The organism is Leptolyngbya sp. Heron Island J, from assembly GCF_000482245.1.
Taxonomy (GTDB): domain Bacteria; phylum Cyanobacteriota; class Cyanobacteriia; order Phormidesmidales; family Phormidesmidaceae; genus Leptothoe.
In genome coordinates, this window is the sequence record NZ_AWNH01000108.1 from 25,530 (window position 1) to 45,562 (window position 20,033).

Here is a 20,033-nt window from a genome sequence, read left to right on the forward strand (position 1 = left end):
CTAGTCGAATTTTTGAATGGCATAGTCAAAGTAGTGGTTTGCTATTCGTGCTGTTTCAATGCCGAGGTTATGATTGTCTTTCATATGTTGAAGAGCTGTTTGAGGTAAAACTGATTCTATGCCTAATGCCGGAAAGGTTTCTCTCGATTGACTATATACATAATCTATTGGTTCGTAGCTTAGCAAATTACAGGATTCAATGATGGCATCTAAAAAGATACCAAGATCTCGCATGCAAGCGTTTATGGCTGACTGGCTTGGTGGATTATAACCAGAGTTGACAAGTTCTTGAAAAGCATCATTAACTAGCTGATTTCTCTGATTTCCTAGTTCTTGAGCAGCTTGCTTTCCGGCCAAATCAGCAATCCCTCGAATCCAATTGAACTCAGTTCTAATTTCTTCAAGCAGGTTGAAAAGGCTTTGTCTCATCTCTGCAATGCATAAGAACGCTTGGTTGGAATCCATACCCAATGCATCGAAATCTGCTTGAATCTTGTGGAATCTGGCATTGAAGCCTTCGTCAGTCGCACTCTTCTCGGCCTTTACGACACTTTTGCCATCAACCCAATCTTTATGTTGCAGAGTTCGTTGGAAATTCGATTTGCAATTGGGAGCGACTTCGTCGAATTTTTCTTTGTATTGGAAAGAACTGTTAGTCATGGGATCCTCCGGATCTTAAAAACTTTAGAGATTTCAGGATCATCTTATGAAGATATCTACGGTAATTGCTTTGGTAAAACGGATGGAATTTTAATACCATGTTGAAAAAATAGAGATTAGATTTTGGTACCTTGAGCAATTGAAAAAAGACTAATCTAAGATAATTAATCTTTCTTGAGAATTAAGGTAAGGACCATTTGGTGGCTCAATTTGAAGCTGAATTTTAGCAGGTCCTTTAGCATCTCCAGGGACAGTAAATACAATTTTCCTCCCCTTGTCCAAGGATTTTTTGGGTAGAAACCTACCATTCATTAAAATCGCTATATTTAAGCGAGGGTTATCTGGATAAATGGTGACTTCTCCACCTCTCCTTGATGCTTTTGGATAGAAAGTAAAAATGAAGGATCGATCATTAAATTCTTCTCTTATTTCGTTTAAGATGGCGTACAGTTTTTTTCTTATGTCAGCAATGCATGCAAATGCCTGACTATTATCGGATCCTAATGCCTCCAAGTCATTTTCAATATCGTGGAACCGAACATTAAAACCTTCATCAAATGCATTGGACTCAGCCTGAACGACACTTTTGCCATCAATCCAGTCTTGATGCTTCAGCGTACGTTTGAAATTGGACTTGCAGTGAGGGTCAATTTCGTCGAATTTTTCTTTGTATTCGAAAGAGCCGTTAGCCATGGTGACCTCCAGGGTATTGGTAAGGTTTAAGTAGTTTTGGATTGACTGACTGTTGTTTCTCCCCGGTAGCGGCGGCGGCGAAACTGTCGATAGGTTTCTGACACATCAAATGGGGTTAAATCAATAGCGTCATTGCGACTGGTAATGACGTGATCCTGGCGAATGGAAGTAGTATCTATGCCGATGCCTAAGGGGTGAGCCTGTTGAAGCAGGTTCATGAGGAACTCGTACTGCTGTAGATTGAGCGTGGCAGTGTCGTCGGGCAGTTCAACTTTGAAGGTATAGGGGTCTGTTTCTCCTTCGTGAGTCTGAACCACAGCCACCAAAGCCGATAATCCTGCTTGGGCTGGAGGTTTGAAGGTAGCCTGGTGCCCCCTGCCTTTGATACGTTCACGTGGGCGATCTTTGGGCCAAAGAGGAATTGCATACCAACGAAATCGCCTCTTGTCGAGAGCTATGCCATCGGGAGTAGTGTAGGCAACCTCAAAGTTGGCTTCGCTACCAAGAGCCACATGGGCAGGGCCAATAATGACAGTTCCTAGGTTTAGTAGATGAGACAGATAAATACCACTGCGAGTAATGGGATGAATAGTGTTGATGCCGCAAGCTTCTAGAAACCACCTGCCATCGGGGTCGGCTGATGCTGGACGAGGTGTCATCGATTCAAGCAGGCTGGCTGTTTCTTGAGGGTTGGGTTCGTCTGGGGTCGCTTGCGCCTTTTTGAAGTCTTCAAAGTTAAAGTTACCAAGGCGCTCCGCCATCTGGGTTAGCTCCGCCGCTGAAATCGGCGATATTTCCACACCCAGGCCTAACTCGAATAGACTGCTGCCTCCATCTGCTTGTGGGCGTGAATCTTGAGACCGTCGGACTTCCAATGGAGTATTGATGCCTAAGGCACGGCGGCAGCGACCGACCCGATCAAGCACGGTTGCCAGCACGGGGGCGATTGCTTCCTTTGGCGCAAATGTATAGAACTTACGTAAACGCTGCCGTAGTTGATTGATACGAGTTTGGCTGTCTGTGGGCAAATACCGGGCGTCATGAATATTATGGTCCTCCTGAGTATCGCCAGGCCAAATGAGGTAAGTCGCTCGAATGTAGTTTAGAAAATGAGTTCGGTCATCCGGGTCGCCTGAGGCTACCAAATGAATCGCCACGGCAAATTTCTTATCAGTTTCGATTACCTGGAATCGTCGATCAAAACCGAGAGCACTGATCAATCCCTGGTTGGGATTAGCTTCAGTACCAGAGCTATTAAGTAGGGTTAAGACCTGCTGCCGATTGCTCACCATCCAGCGACGATAAATGCCTAGACGCTGCCGGTACTCGTCGTCTGGTTCGGGGTGGTCGAGTTCCGTTGTGATATCGCCAGGGCTGCCAGGGCCAAAATGCCGTTCACCAAAGTTGAACTCGTTAAAAATTGCCGGACGATCAATCTCTGGGGGAGGTTGGAAGATCAGGGTTTCTGCAAACCGGAGCACACCGAGTTCGGCTCCCATTTGGTCTAAAGCGTTATCTCGCGCCAAGGATAATACATGCATGGCCGTCAGTTCTCGAGCCTGGCGACGAATGCGTTGTTTTTCAGCCCCCATCACATAGATAAGTCGCCCCAGGATACCCTCAATCAGGTGAACCTCAATCTGGACGGCAATGTCATTTGCTGCCAGGGAAGTGCTGGAACCATCGGATTCAATTCGCTCTAGTTCTAACTTGAGCGTAAACTTAGCTGCCATCTGAGTCGCCGTATCTACTGTCGGGCGATACAGAGGTAGAAAAGCGCCCGCCTCGGTATAGGGGGCAAAGGTTAAGACAACCGGTTTATTGTTAGGGAGCGTCGCTTTCAACCTCAGACTCTCAGTTCCCAAGGGAGATTTCGGTGCGGCTAATATCAGGGGCTCACGAGTCTTAAACTCAACAGGGACTTGCCCGGTCGAATTAATCTCCAGTTCCACATCCAGCGCTCCGGCTTGAAAAGGGCCGGTCAGGTGCTTAATCATGTGGCAATGAGAATCACTGCGCTTGAGGAGTTGATCTTGTTTGAGTACCGACATCTACCCTGGTCTCCTCTAAGTACGAATAAATAGGTCTGAATCATCGTCCACAAAGACGGGTACCTGGTCAGGCCGCAGAACAATATTGTCACCCTTGGGTTCCGGTTTAGGGGACACTGCAGCAGTGAAATCCAAAGCCGTTGGCGTCGGGGGGTAGCGCAGCAGTCTGAGGTTCTGTACATCCACTACGCCCGGTTCATTCATTAATGACCACATGACTTCTGACCAGCGCACGGGTTGACCAAATTGCAAGCTATCGACATACCGTTGCACACGCCTGAGTAACCTGGCCTTCAGATCTCGAGCCGTCTGTGAATCGCTGATCCAGACCTCGGCAGTAAGACCGACGCTAACGTCTTCGGCTTGTTGAATTTTTGGAAAAATGCTGATGGGTCGCAAATCTTCAATGGCCGATGTAATGTCACGCTTCAGGCCATTGGTCCCCTCCCAAATCGCAGACAATTCTTTCGCAACCAAGACGGTGAAGTAGTAAGGGCTGCTGAGATCTCGCTCTGAGGTGAAGACCCGTTCCAGAAAATTAAACTCACCAAATGTAGAAACCGATAAATCTAAGCCTCCCCATGGATCCCGCACCTGAACCTGGCGTACGCCAGGAATCAGGGATACAGCAAATTCGATGGCATCTGCGGTCCAGAGAGAACGGGGTGCCCGCACAAGCAACTCTCGATAGCGAGTATCTGGCCACTGAAGATCTCCACCCGTCAAGGCTGCTGTGTGCTGAATATCAATCAAAGACTTTGGCTCTAACTGCTTTATAACCTGAGACTGCCAGTAAGCCTTCCACCAATCGGGATGCCAACGATTAATCTTTTGGCCTTCTACATCTGGATTCAAATTGTGTTCAGAACCAGGATAAAAAGCCTCCACGGCCACTTGCCGCTCACTACTGGATGCTGACAGGTCTACCGTTTCTGTAGTGAAAATATGGTGTTCGCCATCCGTCAGGAGTCTTGCTCCCCTGAGTACGGTAAGTGTTGTTTGATCAGCCGGGAGATTGGCTGTATTGAGGGTGAGTGTAACGGTGCCTTGGGCTGGTTGATGCGGGCGAGGGATGCCCAATTCTTCTCCTAAACGGCTTAGGGCTTCGCCGGTAGCGGTACCGATGAAGCTGTTGTCATACATAGACGACAAAGCGGCCCAGGTGCGGGCATCTTCTAGCGCTGAAACTTCCAATAGTTTGCGGATTGCAGAACCAGAGGTGAGGTCCAGGTCATCCCCGAATAAGGATTGGGCTAGGGCTAATTTTTCCGCCAGCAGACGGGCAAAGGGCTTGGCCGTAAACCCGGTCTGGGTAATACCGAATTGGGCTGACCCCGTTGAGCGCGTAACTTCGGCATCAACGGCCAGCACATCGGCCACATTAATTTGAGTGCCGTCAGACATTGAGCGTCACCTCCCCTAAATCGATGGCAGTTTGTTCTCCAGAGACTGTTTCAAACTCTACTCGGACGTTTAACTCACGGCTGCCTGGGACTGGTGCAACTAACTGTCCGTCGTCCAATTTGATATCCACAATGCGGCGAACTCGGGGATCTTTTTGCAGAAGTTGAATGATGGCGATGCGCACTCGCTCGCGGACGAGGACCGGATTGGTTTCTTCAGCAATGGCATTGAGGCCATCAAAGCCAAACTGAATATTAAAAATGTCGCTGCCCAGGAGTGTAGTTAATGCAATGGCCAGATCTTGATTAAGGATATCGAGCCCTGTAACGCGGGCAAAATCTAACCCTGTGGCACTGGTTTCGAGCTTTAAATCTCGTCCTACATCAAGGCTGGGATTAATTTCTTTACAGGCTAAACCCCAACCTAAAAGTCGGCGTTGTAAGAGGATTTTTTCTGAGTCTTGATTAATCATAAAACCCTCCTAAATAGCCGTGAGCTTAGTTTGATTAGCCTCAGCGGTCAAAATACCTGGTGGAGGTCCAACAGTGGTCCCTGTTAATTGATCAGCTAACATCACACCAGTAATACCTACCTTGAGCTTCGTCGCTTCACCCCCTGTCACTGTCGCAGAAGTACAAGGTTCTGTTGAAGCACTGCTTGATGTTTTGCAGCCACTTACAGCGGGACCAATATCATTGCGCAGTAATACAGGCTCTCCATTGACCTTCAGTTTTGAGGTACTGGTTGTGACAACCTCTCCACCATGTACTGGTTCACTTGGAGCGGGCTTGCCTGGAGTTGGTGCGCTAGTGCACTTGATAATACTTTTGGTAGTTAAAACTTCTCCCATAGTGTTTCTCCTAATGCACATTCATTGAATCAGAAACTTGGACATCTACCTTGTGAGCGATCATGGTGATCGTGCCTTGGCCAGCATCTAGCTCAATTCCTTCTTCCTTCTTTTTGCTCTTACTTTTGAGCTTGATAGTCTTGGCAGTAATTTCCACGCTGCCATCTGGGTTCATGACAATCTTTGAGCCTTCTTTTGTGTGCTCAATCGTGACACTATTTTTCTCTTCATTTTTTTCTGGACGCTTAGGGCGTTCACCTGCTTTTTGAAGATTGTCTTTCCCGACCCGAATCGTCAGTTCTCCAACTTCAATGATGCGATTGCCTTCTGCATCAATTAGGTCTTGGGTGACTTTCCCTTCATAGGGTTTTGGTTTGGCATCTTCATCGATCGCCCCTCTCGCCTCAGACGGAACTTCTGCAGGTAAAATCAGCCACCAGTCTCCTGGCTGTGAATCTGGACCTTTGCCCATCTCCCACAAAGCACCGACTTCTAAAGGATCTTGGGCCTGTCCATTGCGATGAATTAGAGCCACACGGGTGCCAGGATATCGCGGTAACACCAAACCGCATTTCCCCCAAGCAAAGGGCGTAGCATAGGCAACCCCTGCTAACTCTAGCGGGGCATCTCGCTCGATCGCCAAGCGGTTAGCCTGGTTAGAACGACGATCTGAGGCCTTGAGGCCTCGCCAGACCGTGAGGGTCTGCCCGGGTAATTCTGTTTCGGACCCTTTACCTTTGGTGGTTACCTGTCGCACCTCCCCCACTTCAGAAAACCGTTTAGAGGCGGTACCGCTATTGGCGATTTGCTTAACGGCTTGAGCAGCGCGGACAGCAGTATCGGCGGTGGGTTTTGCTGAGTCCATGGCAACAGGCTGTGAGCCTTCGGGCGATCGCGGATCCCAGGGCTGTTTGGGATCTAAGATTTCTTCCCCTGAAACGACCGTCGAAAAACCGCTTGTCTTACCTAAGCTATGCTTAACCGACGTGATGTAGAGGGTCACAGGATGTTTCAGTTCATCGCCCAGGGAGGTTACGACACTGCCGCCAAAAGCTCCTACCAACGACCCCAACAAACTTCCCGTGGCTTGGATAACATCTTCCTTTGGAGGCTCAAACTGTACCAGATCGCCTGGTTTGAGATCGGGTCGTCCTTTCAGCGTGAGCGTGAACTGACGCTGCTGAGCTTTGGTCGAAGGATTGGCAGACTTGCTGTCGTCAAAGAACGGATCACTATCCGTCAGGCCCTCAACCTTCGCTTCAATTAACCCCGTTCTTAGGGTGAGGCGTTTAGGCTGATTGGCAGCTTTCGCAGTTTTATCCTTTAACGGAATGGGACGAGGTCCAAAGTGCAATACCCCGTTGCGAATAAGTACCATGCCCCGACCATATTTTCCCGTTGCGGCCTCCATGGCTGCCGCTAAGTCGGCGATCTCTTTGACATAAGTGTTGCCCTTTTCGAGACCCGTTGCGGCACTGCTCAGGTCCTTGGTTCCTGGCATCAGGCCCTTTTTAGTCAGTCCATAGGGCTTAATTTCTGTGCCGGTCAGCTTCTGGATTTTTTGCAGGAGCTGCAGTGGCGTGACCTTGCTTAAGGGTTTGATGACTCGTTTTGACAATGCCTTAAAGATGCGTTCTTGAGCCTGAATCGTAGTTTCGTAGCGCTTAGCTCCTAGTTTGCGGGAGACGCTCACGATAGCCAGTTCGGCAACCAACGCTTGTTTGAGTTCATCTTTATTCAAGCTATCGGTGAGGCCGGTAATGCCTACCAGGTTAGCCAGGTAACCGGTAACGCTTCTATTCGTGTCTCGCCAATAAAGGTAGAGCCTGACTATGAGTTTCGGGGTCAGTTGGCCATAGTGCTCATCGATTAATCCTTCAACCACGAAGGAATAGGTTCCCCCCTCTAATCCTCCCGGCAGGGTGGCCTGGATTTCAGCATGATATTGGGCTGAATTAATCACCAGTACAGGCTTTTTCTCGATCGCCCGATTTTTTTCACGATAAAACGCCAAAATCCAACCGGCATCATTACCGACGATGACATTTTCAAGGGCTGGAGAGGGAACAGGACTCATAACAACACTCCTGTAACGGGAAAAACAAGATTCTTAAGGATTGAGATTGGGGGAGGATGTCTCCGTAAGCTCAGAGGCATCAGATCTGAAAAAGGAAGCCGGTGAAAAGGTGTTGGCACCCTGGCCCACCAGTCGCCAGGCCAAGGAAATCGTGGCTCCAAAATCTCCGGGACCTCGGAGACTGCCTGCACGAATATCCCAGCTGAGAATAATCAATTCCAGCAAGGCACCTTGTGAGGGACTGCCATAATCAGGAATTGTTCTATGGAGTCCAGCCACCAGGGGAACAGAGGCAATAGTCGTCCCCCCTTGACGCACCAGACAGCGCAACGGATGACGAGTTACTTCACCGACATACTTAGCGTCAGCAAGGTTGATTTTTCGTAAGGATGGATTGAAGGGCTGCAACTCAGCTTCACTATGGCTAACCAATGTGGTGGGATCAATCTCTCGCCAGGTGACAGCCAGCCCCGTCGGCATCACAAGCACCAGAGAAATATCTGCTGTCAGGCTAATTTCGTGGGGTAGGGCAGTCAGAAGCTTATTCGTCACCCTGGTGAAACCAGCTGGAATCGTGAGATCAGATTCAGTTACCAGATGAGACTGTACTGGAATCGGAAGCATCATGTTAATTCCCTCCCCAATCGACTAAGGCCGCTATGCCCACCGCTGCCGTATCTAGCAATTTGCCCAGGGACCCTGGCAAAGGCATGTAATCTAGCGAAATCGAGACATCGATCACATCCCGTTTTGAGGCCGATACGTTAAACGACAGACTCTGAACTTGCATGTCGGTGCGAATAGTCATAGACGTAATCAGAATCAATCCAGAGACTCTGCCGCCGGTAAACGTGCCCAGAGCACTCCCCCGCTTGCTGGCATCGGCCAAATTTTCAAGGGCCAGTTTCCAGGCATAACGCTCGGTTCCCACCAAAACCCCACTGAGCGATATGGAATCATCATGGGTCGATACGACAGTTTTTGCCCCAGATGAACCAATGGCAGGCAGGTGATAGTTCTCGTTGAGTGTCATGGCGGTCACCGCCCACAGGGGCACGGTGGTTATACCGTCAGAAATAATGGCGGATGGAACAGCGAGATACTTTTGAAAACTTTTGGTGATGGCCATAAAAACACCTGAAAATTTGGTGATCAAATCTCTAAAAGAAATCAAAAAATTTGGCAAAGTATATGTCGAACTCCTTTAAAGTTCTCTGATATTCAGGATGTTTCATAAGCTCCTGCAAAAGCTTTGGATATCGCGGATCTTTATTCCTTTTCAGATATTGACCATCAAGAGCCCGTCGGAATATTCTTTTGGCTTGTTGCTTTCTCACCTCCAACTCTGCCGAATTTAATCCTTCCTTAGGTCGCTTGACTCGCCAGCGTAGACGAGCAAAAAAGTGGAAGGGGGGCGGTGGTGGATTTTTAACATGCCATAAAACATCTTTTATAAACTCAATCATTACGCTGTCATTATTTAGATAGGATAATTTCTCCAACTCTTTGACTTCTACTGATAGATAACTTAGAGATTTATTTTTAGGCAATTTAAGCTTTATGTCGAATATCCGACCTAAATATTCCTTGCCGGCTTTTACAGAAACTGGAAGTTCAAACTCTAATCGTGCACCAGGATTCTGCCTTAATAAATCTCTCGCAGATAGAAGAACACCTAAAGCTCCTTTGTCTTTTTGTGTCCCAACCATTGCTAAATCTCTAATAACTTCATTGAGACCTCGATCGGTGACTGGAGCAACCTCGTTAAGTGCACCATAAACAGCACGTGCGTTTTTCTGATAGTTATAGCCAATTCCAATAATTCTATCAGCTGCTTTTGCACCAGTTCCACACCACCTGAGAATAACAGAAATACCCTTTGCATCCGCTTTAGTTAGATAATTAAATGTTCTTAAGGCATCTAATAGATCTGATGTGCCGAACGATACTGAATTTCCCAACGTTACTGCCAAAGCTCGTGGATTACCCCCTATTTTAAGGAAGTGAACAATGCCTTTGATTTCTTCCGTATTGGATGCTTCAAGATGCCTGCCAATACCCCTTAGGATGTCTCGAGCAGCACACCTATCTCGAGTAGCAATTGCTAATAATTCAGACTCTAATGAGGGAGCAACAGTTTGCTGTCTAATGACTCTTATACCTCTGGGGCCAAGCCTTTCATTTTGCAATACTAGTTGAGATAAACTATGAGGAACTGCTCTTGCCTGTCTAAAACCTTGACGTCGACGTTGTGTAATTAATCCTGGTGTTGTCGGCAAAGATTCTTCGCGAACTCCACGTTTTCTCTTAACCAGCTTCCTTGGCGCTTCTTGCTGCTGAGGTACTGGACGAGGTTGTGGACTGGCTTGTCTAGTACCTTCACGGCCTTTAAATAGAGTTTGTGCTTCTAACCAAGGCTTGTTTCGACTTAAATCACGTTGCCTCTTGATTTCCACATTCAGTTTATCTGCATCTTTAAGAAATTTTTCAGTACTCTGGGTAACCTCCTGAGCTTTTTTGAGGTCAGAACCTTCTAGCTGTTTAAATTTTCGACTGTTTTTAAGTCTTTGCCATGATGCTTTTATACTGTCGGACATGCCTCCAAGAACATTAAGACCTCTTCGATTTAGAGCACCTCCTGAAAGTCTGGCAAGACCATAAGTCCCTACAAAAAAGCCTAATCTATTAACACCTTGAATATACTCAAGCCCCCATTTAGGACCAAGTTTCTTGATGATCCATCCTCTATGATCATTAATCACCATGCTGAGAGTAAATAAACTCGCTGCACAACGGATTGCAAAAGCATCTAAAAAAGCTAATGCCTCTTTGCCAAATCGTGCCGCGATTACTGCCCTCTCTACTCCAAGTAAGCGAGTCGAAATTTTTTGCAAAAGAGTCTTGGATATACTTCCCCCCGCTGATCTAGCGGTTGCTCCTGCTATTACAGGACCTGAAAATGCAACCATGGGGGCAATGAAAGCAGCCAGAGCCTTAATCTTATCCCATCGGGTTTGTTCCTGCAAATTGTGGAGTTCTATAAGTGATAATGCTGGACGTTCTACAATAATTCCACCTTCATCATAGAGCTTGATCCTGATCCATTCATTGGCATCTAAAACAGTTCCTGTATTGCTGAATATTTCATCAGGAGCAAGCATTAATTCCGGATATTCCGCATATCTACCTTTTGGATTTAGTGCTTGCGGATATTTAACCCAAATCTTTCCTTTTTCAAGTCTTTTTACTTGAATGTCAGTAGAACTTTTTGTGGGAAATATTCCACCCTTAGTAGGTCCAGGTAGGTTAAATGGGAAAATCCACGCTCTTTTCCGCTTATTTCCATAAAGTTGTTCAAGGGCTTGTGTGTAAGATGTTGTACTTCCACGAGCCATTAAGATTCTTTGTGCTTGTGCCATAGAGTCTGGGCTGGCGGCATAAGTTAATTCATCATAACCACAAGCAAGAAAATCCTGGCCTTCTTGATCTTTAGCCATCTTGAATAGTTCTTCTTGACTTGCTTCTGATATTAGACCCAGATATACCTCATTTTTCTGTTCTGCAACTGCTAATTTATTAATAAATTCCAGGGCAATATATTTATAGGTTATAAGGTTGGCCCTGATTAATTTCATGAGATACCATCCAAGTAACTTCGGATACTCAGTGACAATCAGATGCTTGTTTCCACTACTAGATTGATCTTTGACTTTGATAAAGAACTTTTTGGGATAACTGAAGCTTGACCTAGTTAGTTCTCGGATTACTTTTATCCGCATTAATTGGTCTTTCTCTTTATTTCCAAAGATGGAAGGTTTTATCGCTTTTTCAAGAGTATCTAATAATTTTTTGCCTTCACCGTCCTTGGCAAGTTTTTCTAGAGTCTTATCACTTGCATAATTAGCAAAGAAAAATGAAACGTTATCTTGTAGAGAGTCATCTACTAATTTACTGATTACAGTTCGCACATAAGAACAGTTAGAGAGAGATGATTTTATTAGCTGCAAGAGATATGACGCAAGAGATCTTACACGCAAAACCCTTATGCCAAGGAGCCATCTTTCTGTAAAAACATCTATTAATTTTTGGGGTGTTAATGAGGGCTTTAGAATATTCTTGCGTGAGGTATTTTTCTTCTTTTGAGTAAGAGGAAGTGACCTGTTTTCACCTTGACGTCGATAAACTGGTAATTCGTAGACCTCAAAATTTGGATCAAAGCGTTCTTGGACAAAAGGTTCTTTAAATTCACCAGGCAATACCTGAGCTACAGATTCCTTGGCCTTGGCAAATTCATAAATTCTAGCAGTCACTACCGCCTGATCTAACAATCCACCAATCCGCTCCTCAATCTCTACCCGAATCGCCTCTGATACCTTCCCTAACCCATTTCCTGCCCAAACCACCTCTGGTGGATGTACTTTAATCCCCACATAGCCCCCCCGTTCTGCCAACACTACATCCCGAGAATTTTTCAACGCCCGCCCAACCGCTGCAGTCAGGGCATCTTCCACATCTGACCGCCGCTCCGTTAGCGCCCCAGGGTCAACGTGAATGCGAATAGGGATATCAACTCGAACAGGCATTGCTCAATCGCCTCAGTGTTTCATTGATAATGGCTTCTGGATCAATCGGTTCCGGTGCAGCTCGCACCTCAATCTCCACGGGAAAGTGATAATGAATAACGGCTCGTGCATCCTCCATAACCTGCTCGGCCTGAGCCTCACTGCCCGCCGCAGGCAGCACTAACTCCCCCTCATGCACCAGGGCAATTCCGGTACGTTTTACCCGTGCGGCCTGGCCATTCGACGTGTCTTCCGCCATCACTCACTCCTAAAACAAAACCCTAAAAATTCAGAGCGCGATCGCCCCTAACTAGGGAATCTCAACCTTTGCTCCTGTCTTCGGTTCAGAGGCAGCCGCCAAGCTAAAGCCCGAGAAAGTTGCTGTCGGCACGCCCGAAATCGACGCTTCCGTTGGGTTGGCACTGGTAATAATGCATTCCTGCATCACAATGGTCTTAAACGACCAATCTGAACCGTCCTCACTTTCCTGAAGCGTCACATCAAATCGCTTGCCCTGTAGGGCCAGGGCTGTCAGTTGGGCCGCCACATCGCCCATCGCCTTAACTGTCATCGAAAATGACATAGCATCCGGCGTGTACACCACCCCAATATGGGTTTGCTCCAGCGAATGCAGCACCTCAGCATTCAACGAAAATGACGGACTAAAGGAATCAATGGGAGTAATATCGGCTTCATTGCCATCCTCATCTCTATAGGAAACCGCTAATCGAGTTTTCCAATCAGGCATTGTTCTGGCTCCTTAACTAAAATTTCGGGGCTAATGTAACCAGTAATCGATGAACCGCCGGACCATAGGTCACATCCACATACATCTTCACCGTGCGGTTGGCCCGGGCGTCAGCTACCATCCTGTTGTCAGTGGCATTTCTTGCACTCTCAGGAATATTGAGAATATTCAGCACCGGAATATCCACCACAAAATTGGCAATCACCTGCTGACGCTTCAGCACACCCAAAATACTTTCTGTGGATGTTTTCAGCCGCGTCATGCCCATCTTGGTAATGCGGGCATCACCCACCAAGCCAATCAATCCAGCTTTCAATTTGAAATCAATGTCATCTAGCGTCCGCACAATATCGATGTACAACAAGTCAGCATCTGAAGTAAAACATCGCCCTTCCGCAAAATGCAGACTTTCACCCACAATCAAATCTGGGTCGATAATGGGAATAATGTTGGCCTCTGAAAGAGCCCTAATTTCTGAAGGACTATACTGGCTTTCCAAGGGCATTTTGAAGCCTCGGATTTTCTTCAATACCGTGGAAATATGAGGCTTATACCCTGCTATCGCCGCCATGGCAGCCGTTGCCGCATCTCCAGTTGCCCCCCGAGCCGCAATCATCACCATCCGGCTAGAACTACTTTTGAGCGAATCCACCTTCTTTTTAATATCCTCTACATAGCTGGATGTTTTAGTCGTTTTGGGATCAACCATCGCCACACCAATTCGTTTCTGGCCTTGTGCCGACATCAGTTCTACATGCTCTTTGAGAGCATGCAAGTTAGTTGCTGGCTTAGCATCTTTGCCTTCACTAGCTGCGCTTGACGCATTACCAACATCAGTTTCATTTGCAAGCGAGACAAAGGTGACATCATCGGCGGATTCAAGTGCCGAGAGAGCAGAGGTGTAGTCGTCTATATTTGTTGTGTCTTTCCCAGCTTTGTCCTTCTCTTTTACAACCCTGACACCATAGATTTTGGAAGGCTTAGGATCTTGCAAAAATCCTATAGATAGCGATCTAGACAGGTCAGTCTCTTCAAAAGTTATTTTATCAACAACCCATTTTTTGGGGTCACCCTTTTGAGCCAGAGTAACAACTTGTTTCTTGAATTGTTTAATATCATCGAGTGTGTCCACTCGAATAGGCTTATTCGCTTCAGCAATTTGCTCCCGCAGTTTTTTTGAGAGTGCCTTAAATTCCGGGTCACTGATTCCTTCTGGTTTCTCGATCTTAAGTATTTCTTCATCTGACTCTGTTTTGCCAACCACTGCAATCACACCCGGTGCACGTTGGGCTGTCGGTGTAAGACCCTTCGTATCAATCTTGACCTCAATAAAGGGATAAGCTGCCGTTACCATTGCTATGTCCTCGCAAAATTTGAAATTTTCTGCTCAGTTTTTTAGAATCCCGATTCCGTAACCTTCAAACCACTCTTAAATTCCTAAGGGGTCACCACCAAACCAATTCCCTCCTGCGCTAACCATTTACCAGCTGTATCCCGCCGTGCATCCCGTAAGGCAGTTGCATCCATTCCTGCTGTACCTCCTGGCCAATCAGCATCATCAAAGACCTTGCCAGGAATGATCCATGCCACTAGCAAAGGAGGTTTCCTCCGGGGCAAGTCGGGATCTCGCTTTGTTTGAATTCCCTCTGAAATCAGTTGTTCACGAATATGCTTGCTCTCGCTCAAAAGGTCAGTCACCGAAAAACCCTCATCGCGAATCAGCAGAGCCGCTGTAATTGGTAACCTTTTGGGAGAAGGGGCGCTATTATCCGGCGGAGCAAACGTTACTTGCACAGCCCCCTGCTGAACTTTGCCATCGCTAGTCTCTACCTCTGTCCATTCGTTCTGCACCGCTGTTATTTTGCTATTGGCCGGTACAGTCCTCGCTACAATTGCTCCTCGCCACAGAGCATCCACCCATACTGACGAACCATCCCCCAAACCAGATACCTGGAATCGTGCTTCTACTTTTTCCCCGCCGCCGACGGGACTCCACATCCCGTCTAAAACGCCTAGCTTGGGCACCGAGAAACCAAACTGGAGTTCCTCAAAAATAGGCTGATAGGGACCTTCAATATTCATCTGGTCCACTTCGTATGCAGCGGCAACCAGTTGTTCTAATGACTGGTCATTAAAAAGCTGGAGGCGAGAAGTATCATCTGTGAGAGATACCAGTATTTTGTCCTTGTAGTTCATAGGTGTTGATCTACCTGAAGGGATCAAAATTCGGATGGATTTTCAGTAACAATCCAGGCTAAGTTTTTACAAATGTTGTTCCTACAGTAGTGGTATTATCCATCAATGTAAGCACTTAAAGTATTCCACTACATTGGAATAACAGAAATCTCATCCTTGAGACAACCACAACAACTTCTGCCTATAAATAGTCGATAGGCACACTCAAGCGAACCATGCAATTTCGCAGGCTCTGAATCTAAACCAAACTTCAAAATTTACTTAGCTATGCTTTCCCTCCTGATAACTAAAGTTTGAATGCCTTAGATGCATCGAAAGGCTTCTATTCAGAAGCTATGTAAAAAAAATGAGGAATTTGTGAGTATTAACAGACGTATTCAGACTTGTTAACCTTTTCTCGTTAACATGCCTATCTCTTGATGTAATTGGTTGTAATTTGTTTGAGTTAAGCTGTTAGTTCAGGTGAGCGTAATTAATACCTTGCACCAGAGCATTTTAGAGAGGTTGAAGGAATCTCATCGTTCAATGTCGACTGTCATGGGGAAGATTGGAGTGCGATCGCGCTCCAATCGCTGCACAAATGCCTTAAATCGCTGGCAATCCTCAGCAGTAACCATCGTGCGTTGTATCTTGTCATGGTCAACTTCCAGAATAGTTTGTGGATAAGGCTTTAGCTTCCGAACCATTAAACTCTCAAACGTTTGCCGCAGGTCATAAATTTTTCCTTGAAATTGAGTTCCTTGCCCATTGGAGCGTCCTACCGCCGCCAGAATAAATTGAGAAGCCTGAGCAACATACTTTCCCCTCTGCTGCTGCACCTGATAGCGATCCAGATCCTGGGCCATTACCCGTTGAACTTCCTGAGGGAGCGTTAGCTTCTGATCCGTATAGCTTTTAGCCAGCTGCCCCAGTTTTTTAATAAATTCCAATCGCTCTGAGCCTTTCCCCATATCACGGGCCGCTCGATACCATCCCCGCAGCGCATCCAAATCTACAGTGACCTCATTAAAGGAGCTGGCCGAGTGTCCATTCAGTTCATTAGCAGGTGGACCTGTAGCATGAAGCCCTGACGCAGGACCATGGGCAGCCGAATCATTCGTCTGAGCCTGCTGTGGTTCAGACTGCATATCCTGTTTTGGCACTGATGCAGCCTCAGTTGCTGGCACATCCCAGGTCGGATCGCCCCCATCTCCATGCTGGTCTAACTGCAAAGTCTGCTGAAAAGGCTCCAAATCAAACAGGCTGGCTTCCTTTGCCTCAGCTTTCTCTTGTAGAACCTCAACATTATTCGCCGCTAAACTTTGCTGAGCCGTCTCCGCAAACCCCTGGTGATTAATATTCCGGGCAAACATCTGAGCAAACCCTCGGTCATACCCCCGATACTCTCCACCCAACGACTGCACCGCCGTTTCCTGCAGTGTCAGCAGTCCCTGGTCAGAAATGCCCAACACCATCTCAGTATCGATAAACATATCCCCGTTCTGAGTCAGGTAGTGCGTCAAATAGAGCTGGTCCCCATGCCGCTCCACCACCAGAGGAATGTAAGGCTCATTCTCAATCCGCAGGTGAAAATCTTCCCCCTGTAAAACAGATTCAGCCAGTCCCGCATTCTCCAGGAACTTCGCCACCTGTTTCTCAGCCTCACCCGTTTGTTCTTTAGGAAGCGCAATCCGAGAAACAACATCAGGAGACTCTAAAGAAGACTCTGATGGAAGAGAGACGCTCTCCGGCATCGGCACGTCAGCTGATGGCACATCATGTACTTGTGATGAACTGACACCATTCTCTACGCCTGAAGAGTTCAGCGGTGTTGTTCTCTCATCTGCCAACAAAGTCTCCAATTGATCGCGGTTTACCTGGGTCGGCTCAGGCACATAGGGCACATAATCCCCCTGTGCCGCATAGTCGCCTGACTCCAGCAATTCCAATGATGGCAGTGCTTCCCCCAGATACTCCCGTGCCTGATCCTTAAAATCAAACGCCGCCAGCGTGATTTGTTTCTCCTTCATCAGTACCGTCAACACCGGCTCAATCTGCTCAGCAGAGACCACCACTTCCATCCGGTCAGCCACAGAATAAAAGTCAGCCCCCACTACTTCCAGAATGTCCTGATCCAGAAAATACCGTCCTCCTATGCTGGTAGCCTTCGGCGTTTGCACCACATACCCATCCGCCTGACTGCCCGATAGCCGAGCAGCGGCCTGGGTTTTAATCACCAGCACCTCATCCAGGGACTTCACCACCCCCTTATTCTGGGTAAGCTCCGTCAGAAATGCCTTCACCTGGTAAGGCTCACGAAACGCCACCGGCTCTGACCTTAGGGATTCTTCAATATCAAATCCGGCAGGCATCATCAGCCCCTGACGAATCCGCCCTTGGTAGTCCGTGTAGTTGAGAAACTGTCCTTTAGGATATTTCTCAAACGCCCGCAACAGATTGCCCGTGAAAATTTGGGCCTCTCGCCGCTGCTGGGCCTGTTTCAGATCAAACGACTGATAAATTTCCACTGCATCCCAGTTCTGTTCCTGAGGTGTGATGCTGACCGCACTCTCCTTCTGGGTATTCACCTTAGACAGCGGCAGCGTAATCTGGCGAGCATGGTTATCGGTCAACACCTGGAGTCGCCAGTTGGTGGGCGCAGTAGGACTGCCCTGATGCCCCCTTTGCCAGACATCGGCCACGACACCATAGGCAATATTGCCCTGCTCAGAAATTACCTGAACGGTGGTACCCGATGGAAAATCAGCCAGCGTTGAGGTGATATGCGCCAGTTGTTGATCCAGCCGCTCAGTCAATCTTGAGATCGCTTCCGGCGTTTTCTTCTTCGCCATCATTCTGTGGCGATAGTCAGCCAACTGCTGCTTCACCTGGGCAGTTTTCTGCTGAGCTGCAGAAACTGCAATCACTTCAGCCTGGTCAAAATCATGGGCCTCAGCTGAGCGGACTGACTCCAGCCCCAGCTTATCCCGCACTGCATTGATCACCTGCAGCTGGGTCAGTGGCTTTACCGGAATCTTGGCATCCACCACTTCCAGATACACTGGCCCCACAAACTCATTGCGGATGCCGCTCTCATCTGGAATCACTTCCATCCGGGCAATGGTGCGAGCATCCAGATCCAGTTGTTCTGCGGCCAGTACGTTCTCACCCATGGCCTGTTTCCGGGCGATCAGGTCTGTTGTTTCAGACTCGATCAGGCCATAAAGTTGTTCTTTTTCTTCAATTGGCAATAGGGGAATGCGTCCCGTCACTCGACTGATTAGCTCAATATCAGAACTGCCCTGCAAGCTATCAGATGGATAGGCCAGTCTGGCCTCTAGCTCTGGATCATCTTCCAAAATCTCAGTGATCACCACTTCACCGTAGATATTCATAAAGTCCACCACATTGGTGACAGAGAGATCCGAGTCACGGGATGCGGTGGTATTGGCATTGAGAGAGGCCATTTTCTTTGCCAGCAATGCCCCCAACCGTTTCTCTGCAGGCAGGTCAGACATTAACAGCGTAAATTTGGGCTCAACCACCTGACCAAACCGATTGGCTCGCCCCAGCATCTGCATCACCTGGTTAATATCTCGCTCGGCTTGGGCCACGATCATATGACGAGGACGCTGATCGGCAAACTTCTCTGAAGCATGGAGGCTGATGCCAGTGGAGCCTGAGCGGTTGAGAATCACTACATCTAGCTCACCACCATTGAACCGATTCACCACCTCAATCTTGCCCTGGGGACGAGTCTCACGACTGGAGCGACGACCATAGCTCATCTGAGCATCGACCCCATAGTCAATAATGTTCTTACGCCCCGTGATTTCATCCACGGAATGACCTTCCTGTCGCAGTCGCCACTTGATGTAATCAATGGAGCTGAGGGGCACCGTGGAGAGATCGGTGTCTGCGATTAGCTCACGGGCAGCGTCATAGGCGGCAATGCCATCGGCCCCCAACTCGTCATCAGTCAACCGTCGTCGTGTCTGGAGGCCTTCATGGTCTTTGAGTACAACATCGCGGGAGCGCTCCAGATAACGCCCCAGGACGTCACCAAAGGAAATGTCGATGGCTTCACCGGGTTCCAGACCGTTGTCCTTCACATGCCAATCGATAAAGGCATCCATGGTAGAGGCCACCGCAATCAAGGGCTTTTCACCGTTCTGTAAGGCCTGGATCGCCGTTTGCACCGTGGCTTCCGCTTTCTGGCATAGCAATCCCTGATCGATGGCATTGTGCATCAGGGAGGTGAAATTGATGGAATGCACGCCGATCTGACCAATGGCATTATCCTGGCCAAGCTGTTTGGCTTCCTGCTTTAATTCTTTTCGGAGGGTGGTCAGTGCTTTTACCTTAGCGCTCTTTAATGACTCTGGCGAGATGATTTTCAAGGAGGACTCTCTTGTATGGGAACAGCTATCCCTGGAAACTGGTTCATCCATGCAATCAAACAATCAAACCCTTCTGTTAATTGGGGAATGGAAAAAATCTCTAACCAAGGCTTGAGTAAGTTAAAGCTAACCCAAGGAAGAAGAATTAAGCGTAGGTTGTTCAGCCAACTCTTCCAACCCTCTCCATCCTCCCAATAACGGTGTTTGAGAAACGATGAGAACACTGTTGAATCAGCCTGTTCTGGAGGAATGATCCCGTCGGGGCGGAGGGGCGGAGTGTATAGCGTTACCATTAAGTAGGCACTCATAACCAGTTCCCACCACTTTTCAATTTGGGCATAGTTCGTTACTCGAAAATCTGCCCATCCCAGTTCATTCTTGCTTTGTTTCAAACCATATTCGACCCAATTCCG

At 47.7% G+C, this 20,033-nt stretch carries 15 protein-coding genes and 1 pseudogene; all 16 read right to left on the reverse strand.

Annotation, left to right across the window (positions count from 1 at the left end; translation table 11 throughout):
* Positions 1-660 carry a phycobilisome protein gene (locus N836_RS68315; RefSeq protein WP_023076248.1) on the reverse strand — a complete coding sequence of 220 codons (660 nt, stop codon included), beginning with the start codon at positions 658-660 and terminating at the stop codon, positions 1-3.
* 150 nt (positions 661-810) lie between these two features.
* Positions 811-1,353 (reverse strand): hypothetical protein, encoded by a 543-nt coding sequence (locus tag N836_RS68320; RefSeq protein ID WP_023076249.1) that lies wholly within the window; start codon positions 1,351-1,353, stop codon positions 811-813.
* 26 nt (positions 1,354-1,379) lie between these two features.
* Positions 1,380-3,404 (reverse strand): hypothetical protein, encoded by a 2,025-nt coding sequence (locus tag N836_RS68325; protein ID WP_023076250.1) that lies wholly within the window; start codon positions 3,402-3,404, stop codon positions 1,380-1,382.
* A 15-nt stretch (positions 3,405-3,419) separates the two neighbouring features.
* Positions 3,420-4,808, reverse strand: a complete 1,389-nt coding sequence (locus N836_RS68330) for a baseplate J/gp47 family protein (protein WP_023076251.1) — start codon at positions 4,806-4,808, stop codon at positions 3,420-3,422.
* The gene (locus N836_RS68335; RefSeq protein WP_023076252.1) at positions 4,801-5,280 is read right to left on the reverse strand and encodes a hypothetical protein; all 480 of its coding nucleotides are present in this window, start codon (positions 5,278-5,280) and stop codon (positions 4,801-4,803) included. The genes N836_RS68330 and N836_RS68335 overlap by 8 nt, the downstream gene beginning before the upstream one ends.
* A 9-nt stretch (positions 5,281-5,289) precedes the next feature.
* Positions 5,290-5,658 carry a hypothetical protein gene (locus tag N836_RS68340; protein ID WP_023076253.1) on the reverse strand — a complete coding sequence of 123 codons (369 nt, stop codon included), beginning with the start codon at positions 5,656-5,658 and terminating at the stop codon, positions 5,290-5,292.
* Between the two features lie 10 nt (positions 5,659-5,668).
* Positions 5,669-7,735 carry a hypothetical protein gene (locus N836_RS68345; RefSeq protein ID WP_023076254.1) on the reverse strand — a complete coding sequence of 689 codons (2,067 nt, stop codon included), beginning with the start codon at positions 7,733-7,735 and terminating at the stop codon, positions 5,669-5,671.
* Between the two features lie 33 nt (positions 7,736-7,768).
* Complete coding sequence (locus tag N836_RS68350; protein ID WP_023076255.1) at positions 7,769-8,362, reverse strand: hypothetical protein; 594 nt, start codon at positions 8,360-8,362, stop codon at positions 7,769-7,771.
* Between the two features lies 1 nt (position 8,363).
* On the reverse strand, positions 8,364-8,864 hold the full coding sequence (locus N836_RS68355; RefSeq protein ID WP_031294312.1) for a hypothetical protein: 501 nt from the start codon (positions 8,862-8,864) through the stop codon (positions 8,364-8,366).
* A gap of 31 nt (positions 8,865-8,895) precedes the next feature.
* Positions 8,896-12,318: a hypothetical protein gene (locus N836_RS68360; RefSeq protein WP_023076257.1), complete on the reverse strand. Its 3,423-nt coding sequence runs from the start codon at positions 12,316-12,318 to the stop codon at positions 8,896-8,898.
* A complete protein-coding gene (locus N836_RS68365) occupies positions 12,302-12,556 on the reverse strand; it encodes a hypothetical protein (protein ID WP_023076258.1) in 255 nt (84 codons plus the stop codon). The genes N836_RS68360 and N836_RS68365 overlap by 17 nt, the downstream gene beginning before the upstream one ends.
* A gap of 51 nt (positions 12,557-12,607) precedes the next feature.
* A complete protein-coding gene (locus N836_RS68370; RefSeq protein WP_023076259.1) occupies positions 12,608-13,045 on the reverse strand; it encodes a hypothetical protein in 438 nt (145 codons plus the stop codon).
* Positions 13,046-13,061: 16 nt separating this feature from the next.
* Complete coding sequence (locus N836_RS68375; protein WP_023076260.1) at positions 13,062-14,399, reverse strand: hypothetical protein; 1,338 nt, start codon at positions 14,397-14,399, stop codon at positions 13,062-13,064.
* A gap of 83 nt (positions 14,400-14,482) precedes the next feature.
* Entirely contained in the window at positions 14,483-15,241 is a 759-nt protein-coding gene (locus N836_RS68380; protein ID WP_023076261.1) for a hypothetical protein, read from the reverse strand.
* 515 nt (positions 15,242-15,756) lie between these two features.
* The gene (locus N836_RS68385; protein ID WP_023076262.1) at positions 15,757-19,620 is read right to left on the reverse strand and encodes a strawberry notch C-terminal domain-containing protein; all 3,864 of its coding nucleotides are present in this window, start codon (positions 19,618-19,620) and stop codon (positions 15,757-15,759) included.
* Positions 19,617-20,033: pseudogene (locus N836_RS77765) on the reverse strand (IS701 family transposase); the annotation flags it as partial. The pseudogene N836_RS77765 and the gene N836_RS68385, both read right to left, overlap by 4 nt.